General features: G+C 46.7%; 5 protein-coding genes. 4 read left to right on the top strand and 1 reads right to left on the bottom strand.

Annotation, left to right across the window (positions count from 1 at the left end):
* Window positions 1-30 precede the first annotated feature (30 nt).
* Entirely contained in the window at window positions 31-315 is a 285-nt protein-coding gene (locus H8876_RS07465) for an FtsX-like permease family protein (protein WP_283241781.1), read from the top strand.
* 61 nt (window positions 316-376) lie between these two features.
* Here the strand turns inward: H8876_RS07465 and H8876_RS07460 are convergent, their stop codons facing one another.
* Window positions 377-2,143 (bottom strand): sensor histidine kinase, encoded by a 1,767-nt coding sequence (locus tag H8876_RS07460; protein WP_249287212.1) that lies wholly within the window; start codon window positions 2,141-2,143, stop codon window positions 377-379.
* 91 nt (window positions 2,144-2,234) lie between these two features.
* On the opposite strand from H8876_RS07460, the gene H8876_RS07455 reads away from it, so the two are divergent.
* The 3 genes from H8876_RS07455 to H8876_RS07445 all read left to right on the top strand — a co-directional run.
* On the top strand, window positions 2,235-3,515 hold the full coding sequence (locus tag H8876_RS07455; RefSeq protein WP_249287211.1) for an MFS transporter: 1,281 nt from the start codon (window positions 2,235-2,237) through the stop codon (window positions 3,513-3,515).
* 107 nt (window positions 3,516-3,622) lie between these two features.
* On the top strand, window positions 3,623-5,695 hold the full coding sequence (locus H8876_RS07450; RefSeq protein WP_249287210.1) for a hydantoinase/oxoprolinase family protein: 2,073 nt from the start codon (window positions 3,623-3,625) through the stop codon (window positions 5,693-5,695).
* A 326-nt stretch (window positions 5,696-6,021) separates the two neighbouring features.
* On the top strand, window positions 6,022-6,082 hold a 61-nt coding region (locus H8876_RS07445; RefSeq protein WP_249287214.1), incomplete at its 3' end, for a dihydrofolate reductase.

Genomic DNA, 6,082 nt, shown 5'->3' with positions numbered 1-6,082 from the left:
TGGGCTCGGAGATGTGTATAAGAGACAGTCCTGGGCTATACCAATCGGGAGATCTCGGGGCTGTACAACACATCCACGGCCGTGGCGGTCGTACTGTGCCTGCTCATCAGCCTGCCGGTGGATTACAAGCTGCTGCAGATAGTCTACCAGCTTATGATGCAAAAGTTTTCCGGCTGGCTCACGTTCTACGTAAAGCCGTCGCTGTTTCCGGAGATGTTTCTCATCGGTATCGTGATATATGCCATCATCAGTCTGGCGCTTAACAGAAAAATCCGCAAAGTCCCGATGGACGAAGCTCTTAAATGTAATGAATAACAAATAAGGAAAAAGTCTGCTCAGGCGTGCCAAAAACTGGTGCTCTGAGCAGACTTTTATTTTACCGATAATACGGCAGGGAAAACGATAGCGCCGCTCCGCCGTCTGGATTATTCTTTGCAGACATCCGCCCGGAATGCTGCGAGATGATCTGGCTGGAAATATAAAGCCCCAGACCGGAGTTGCCTTTGCCGGAAGTGCTCGTCTGTATCCGACGTCCGCCGCTGAAATTCCTTTCGAAAATATGAGAGATATCCTTCTCCGGGATGCCGTCTCCCTGATCGCTGACTGTGACCAGGATCTCACCGTCCGGAATGCTGTAATCATCATCTGATGCCGGCGCATGCATCATGTCCTCGTGGGGATAGGAAACGCAGGAAATAGAGATTTTCCGGCCTGACGGGGTATGACGGATCGCATTGCTGATGAGGTTGGAGATGACCTGCTGGATCCGCTGAGGATCGATGATGATCACGGCGTATGGAACTATATTTACTTTAGTCGATACTGTGTGCCCGGATGTCGTGATGTGAAATTCTCCTTGCTGTATCAGCTCCTGCATGATGTCAGAAGCATTGTGCTCGTAAAACTTGTATTCCATGGTCTGCGAAGACATATCGGAGATCTGTGCCAGGTCTGACAAAAGCGTAGTCAGCACATTTGCTTTGGAATTGATCATTTTCAGGTACGTGTCTGTGGATTCCGGAGGAACCACTTTATCCAGCAGACTTTCGGTGTAACCCTGGATCAGCGTGATCGGCGTTTTGATCTCATGTGAGATATTTTCCAGAAATTCTTTTTTGGCCTCTTCTGCCTCTTTTAAACTTTCTTCTGCCCGTTTCTGTTCGGTGATGTCACGCAGAATACCTTCTACCGCAGAAACCGTTCCTGTGTTATCGCGGATCGGGATATAGTGGATCTGTGACCATCGCTCCACGATGCCGTTTTTGTAGAGCATGAGGATACCGCCGTTCGGTCGTTTGACCGGACGGGAGAAAATGCTGAGGACAGAGCTGTATTTCTTTGGCGTGTTGACGTAGTCGAAGAACCGCTCCGGCATTTCATAAAGTTTTTCTTCACTGATGCCGATAAGGGATGAAATACCGGGACTGATATATTCGAACTGCTGCCGCTTGTAATCGTACAGAAACATGGAGTCTGATGAATTCTCCACCAGAAGACGAAACCGGTTATGCTGCTTCGTATCGATGAACCGCAGCTTTTTAAAGTAAATGATGATCAAGGTCAGAATCAGCACGTTTACGGTGAAAATACTGATAAAATAAGAAAATATCTCAAGCTGCTGGTTTTTAAGTGAAAAAGCGAAGTGGTTGATAAAGATGCTCCACAGGATGATCAGAAAGCTGGCGATCAGCTTTTCCGGAAGTTTCTGAGTCCAGGAAATGGCGATGAACATGCAGCCGGAATAAATCAGAAGTCCTGATGAGAAGATGATATTTGGAATGATCATCAGGGTATACACCGGAGAGATCGCTGGATAAAGACTCATGGATATGGTTGACAAGATAGCCGCAAAGCCCAAAGAAGCCGGGTATTTAGTCTGAAAGAAGTGATGTGTTCCAAGCAGGAAAGTATAGGCACCCAGAAGTGCTAGCATTTGTCGTAGCATTACGTATCCTAGATAGATGAAATCCCAGTTGAGGTGGCAGAAGTCCAGCAGGAACATAGCAGAATAGACTAACCAGGAAATCCCCCAGAACCGCATATATTGTTTTTTACTTTGCTCGGATAAAAGCAGGAAGATGATACTGAGCATAAATGTGGTAGCTGTTGCTGCCATCATGGAATAACCCGGTATGATATGCATAAAAACCCCCTGTTCTTCTGTTTGAAATCACTATATGTTTATGATAAATTATAGACAGTAAATTGTAAATAGTTGCTTTAGGAGGAATATGATGAAGCGACGATTCAGCCATTATAGATGGGTTACACTGATTAGTTTTGCTGTGATGTATAATTTCGTATATCTGGGGCGGTTCAATGTTAATAACAATATGGAACGCTTTGTGGCAGATGTTGGTATGAATGATGTGCAGACTTATATTTTGTCAGTCAGTATATTCCTAAGCTACGCTGCAGGAAGTGTGTTCAATGGATATCTGGCAGATCGAGTTGGTGCGAAACGAATCGTTGTTTGTGGTGGCCTTGGAACAATTCTGATGAATGTGTTTATCTCAATGGAACATGTGTGGGGGCTCTTACTAGGAACATGGATCATTAATGGCTTCTTTCAGAGCATGATCTGGGTCGGCGGTATCAGCATGTTGTCTCACTGGTGGGAAGAAGGCTCGAAGGGACAGGGGATAGGTATTGCAAATTTCTTTTCGGGGATCTCACATGTTACAGCATACCTCTTACCTATTATGCTTCTGTCGCTATGGCCACATATTGGCTGGCGCATCGCAATGGTTATTCCTATGGGGGCACTGCTGGTATTCCTGATATTGTTTGGGATTTTTGCGGTGGAAAAACCTGCAGATAAGAATCTGGACGAATATATTATAAAAAATCCTAGACACGAAAAACGAGAAGAAGCTCTGCGAAAACGTGCGAAAGAAGACAAAAAACCATGGTTATATTTTTTGAGACTTCGAAATTTCTGGTGGTGGTGTACCATTGCTTTGATTTCCAGTATCTGCCGGTACGGACTCCTCAACTGGATCCCGGTGTACTATAAGCAGACCAGTGGTGAGGAAGTTCTCAGTGAGACATTCTCTAATTTGACGCTTCCTATCGGTATGGCTTTTGGGACACTTGTAATTACCTGGGTAGCAGAAACCAAGCTTTTTTATAATAAGGGAATCGTTGTGACGGCAATGGCGGCGCTATGCGGAACACTGGTCGTTACTTTCCCGATGCTGGAAAACACTCAGTCGGTGCTGGTCGGGATCTTTTTTATGGGATTCGCTCTCTATGGCATCAATGGGATCCTCTGGGTACACGCTATCGATCAGGGTTGCAGAGTGTTTGCAGGCAGCGTGGCAGGCATATTTAATGGATTTGCTTATTTCGGAGCATTTCTGGAAACCGTGCTGTTCCCGGCGGTGCTTAGACTGTTTGACGACAACTATCTGGTGATCTTCGTTTGCATGGAGATCCTCTGTATTTTCATGGTGATCTGCGGTATCGTGGTCAGCAAGAAGAATACTATCATATCGCCAGAAATCAAAGAGTAGAGACGGAGCTGCTTTTTTAAAGTTTCCTTAAAGAATCTCCGTGACATCTTGCAACAAATGACATAGAAGGCTTACGATGATCCTAAAACAGGAGAAGGAGGCTTTCTATGTCTTTTATTTTAGGAATGGATACAGGTGGTACTTATACGGATGCAGTCATAATCGATGCAAAGGATCGCAAGGTGTTATGCAAGGCAAAGGCGTTGACGACCAAAGACGATCTGACGACAGGGATCAAGAACTGTCTGGATCAGCTGGAATTTGACAGGCTGGAGGAAATCACACTGATTTCTCTTTCAACGACACTGGCCACCAATGCGATCGTAGAAGGAAGAGGCGGCAAAGTCGCACTGCTTTATATGGGAGCTGAGCTGGAAGAAGATATCCCGGCTGCAAAAAGCATACATATCCGGGGAGCCTTCGACATTATGGGAAGGCAGAAGGAGGCGCTGGAAGAAGAAGAAGTGAAACGTGTGCTGGAGTCTTTGAAGGGCAAAGTGGACGCCGTGGCGATCTCCGGCTATGCCAGCGTTCGCAATCCGAAGCACGAGCAGGAGGCTGCAAAGATCGCGGAAGATGTGCTGGGCATTCCTGTCATCTGTGCTCATCATCTCAGTACGGCACTGGGATTTTATCACAGAACGATAACGGCTGTACTCAACGGACGGTTGATTTCCATTATAGATGATCTGCTGGTTTCTACAAGAAAGGTGCTGAAAGAAAAAGGTATTTCAGGCACCATCATGGTCGTAAAAGGTGATGGGACACTGATGACGGAAAAACTGGCAGGTCAAAGACCGGTGGAGACCATTCTCTCGGGACCTGCGGCCAGCGTGATCGGCGGTCTGGCTCTGACGGGACAGAAGGATGGGATCGTAGTCGATATGGGCGGGACGACCACGGACATCGCGGAAGTTTCAGGCGGATCGGTGAAGATCCGCAGAGAGGGCGCCAACGTAGGCGGATGGCTTACCCGTGTACAGGCAGCGGAGATCTCAACCTTCGGCATCGGCGGTGACAGCCGCATATGTCTCGACCGCCACGGAGAGATTCAGATCGGGCCGGAAAAAGTTATTCCACTCTGTGTGGCGGGCGCACAGTGGCCGGAACTGATCCATGAAGTGCGCAGCTTCCGAAGAACAGGTGATATCAAATCTTATTCCGCACAGGAAGCGGATTGTTATTTCTACCGGGGAGGCATGGCATCTCGTGATGTTACCGGAAAAGATGAAAAAATGATGGAAAAGCTTAGAGAACGACCTCACAGCATGACGTATCTGGCTCGTATCATCGGACAGGATCCGGAGACCGTCGATCTGACGCCTCTGGTGGAAGAAGGCATTTTGCTTCGGATCGGCGTTACACCTACAGATATCCTCCATGTACAGGGCAGATATAACCGCTGGAACCGGGATCTGTCCAATGCCGGTGTGGAGATCCTGGCACGGCGGCAGGAAATCAGCACGGCAAAATTCCTGAATAAGGTGGAGAGGATGATCAAAGTAAAACTGGCGTCGGCATGTGTACAGGCGGCAGCGAATTTTGATCTTGCAGAGGAAAATCGGGACGGTAGTTCCCTTCGCCCGGATCAGGGCATGATCTCCATGTCGGAAAGTGAAGCGGCTATGTATCTTCTGGAAAGAGCCTTCGGCAGCAAACCATCCAGCGTCATCGATCCACAGATACATTTAAAAAAGAGGCTGGTTGCCATCGGGGCTCCGGCGGGAGTATGGCTGCGCGAGGCCGGGAAACTTTTGCATGAAGATGTACTGGTGCCGGAACACGCCGATGTTGCCAACGCGTTTGGGGCAGCCGTAGGACAGGTGACGGAAACTGTCGAGATCCTCATCAGCATGGACAAGGGCAAATATCTGCTCAATCTGCCATGGAGCCGGATGGAATGTGGATCAAAAGAAGAAGCAACTTTCTACGCGATCCACGAAGGACGTAAACATATCGAACATCTCCTTGCGGATGCCGGATGCAGAAACTGGAAGATCGAAGAAAAATTCTCAGACATCATGGTGGAGATCAGCGATGTAGAGGACATCCAGGATGTTCAGGAAAAAACCTGGATGGGACAGCGGTGTTTCCCAAACAAAAAGATATTAAGAAACAGCCCATGTTTACCTGCTTGCAAACAAAAGAATATTGCTACTAGACTAAGAGATACTACATAAGTGTGTTGGTATCTCTTTTTTGTTGCCGTGAAACAGCAGACTATTTCATTTCTGCTTGATTACCTTAAAACTTATTAGTCTATGGTTTGTCAAGGGCTTGTTGCGTGAGAAATGCTGAATATCACCCTTTACAAAACATAGGCTGATAAGTAACTTTTCAAAAGCAGAAAAGAAATGGCAATGCTTATAACAATATGATATAATGCAGATGAAGACAAAAAAGGAATTTGTCGAGCTGGTTAGTTCGAGATAATTTTGAGTTTGTTAAGATGTGGTGCACTTGATGGAATCACAGGTACGACATCATATTATGGAGGATGAAATAGATGATAGGTTTGATTGTTGCGAGGTCAAAGAATAATGTTATAGGCAAGAATGGTAATATAC

Origin of the sequence: Lentihominibacter faecis, from assembly GCF_014306095.1 — a bacterium.
In the GTDB taxonomy this organism is placed as follows: Bacteria; Bacillota; Clostridia; order Peptostreptococcales; family Anaerovoracaceae; genus Lentihominibacter; species Lentihominibacter faecis.
This window is presented reverse-complemented; position numbering and strand designations above follow the sequence as displayed.